At 48.9% G+C, this 1,172-nt stretch carries 2 protein-coding genes; both read right to left on the bottom strand.

What is annotated here, in order from left to right; translation table 11 throughout:
• On the bottom strand, positions 1–525 hold a 525-nt coding region (locus OOT00_RS15990), incomplete at its 3' end, for a complex I subunit 1/NuoH family protein (protein ID WP_265426422.1).
• A 7-nt stretch (positions 526–532) separates the two neighbouring features.
• Positions 533–1,172 (bottom strand): NADH-quinone oxidoreductase subunit D-related protein (locus OOT00_RS15985; RefSeq protein ID WP_497007260.1); only part of this gene is annotated, 640 nt, incomplete at its 5' end.

Below are 1,172 nucleotides of genomic sequence, written 5' to 3'. Positions count from 1 at the left end.
CATACTGAAAGAATTGGTAATCAGCACTACGGACAAAAGGGACAGAAGTATGGGAATTTCATAGGCGATATTCTGGGCAACGGAGCGCATGGCACCAAAGAGTCCATATTTGTTATTCGAACTCCACCCGGCCACAAGAATTGCCATTACGTTGAGGCTCGCCATGGTCAGAATAAAAATCAGACCGATATCCAGGTCAATAATGATAAGATTTTCAGAGAATGGCAGCACCAGAAAGGGCATCACAACAGGAGTAAAAGCAAGAAGGGGAGCCATTCTGAAAAGAAGACGGTTGGCCGTTCTCGGCACAACCAGCTCCTTTGTCATGAGCTTGATACCATCCACCAGTGTCTGAAGCAGACCATGCCAGCCAACCTCATAGGGACCGGGCCTGCGCTGAATATGACCAGCGATTTTTCGTTCCGCATACACCATGAAAAGGGCATTCACAAAAACAGCAGCGACCACAAAGAGGGCGGCTATCAGCATGCGCAACAGTTCAGGTGGGAAAAAAGCAGTATCCATGTGATGTCTACCTGTCGATTTCCGGGATTACAAGGTCAAGGCTTCCCATCACGGACACCAGATCCGCGATCAGCATACCCTGGCAGAGTTCAGCAATAAGGCTCAGGTTGGCATAGGAGGGAACACGGACCTTCAGGCGGTAAGGCACATCTGAATCCTGACCGACCATATAGTAAACCAGCTCTCCCCTCGCCGCTTCCACTGCAAAACTTGCCGCCCTGGGGGGCAGTTTTATCTTTTTCGGTATTTTAGCCCGGAACTCCCCTTCGGGAAGCCTGTCCAGGGTTTGCTCAATAATACAAAGACTTTGTTCTATTTCCTTCAAACGAACGGCATACCTGTCAAAGCAATCTCCACGGCTTCCCACGGGGATTTCAAAGTCCAGCTCGGGATAAATGGAATAAGGCTCCATCTTCCGGATATCATAAGCAACGCCGGAACCCCTCAGATTGGCTCCGGTAACTCCGTATCTCCGGGCCATTTCTGCCGATATAACTCCGATACCTTCGCTTCGTTTTCTGAAAATAATATTATCGGTTACCAGTTTGTGGTAGATATCCAGCCGCTTTCGCATTCTTTTAATAAACTCCCGGCTATTTTCCACAAACTTATCGTCCACATCCCGATAAACTCCGCCGACCCTGAAG

Origin of the sequence: Desulfobotulus pelophilus, from assembly GCF_026155325.1 — a bacterium.
Taxonomy (GTDB): Bacteria; Desulfobacterota; Desulfobacteria; order Desulfobacterales; family ASO4-4; genus Desulfobotulus; species Desulfobotulus pelophilus.
The sequence above is the reverse complement of the archived record's forward strand: the minus strand, read 5'-3'. Positions and strand labels throughout refer to the sequence as shown.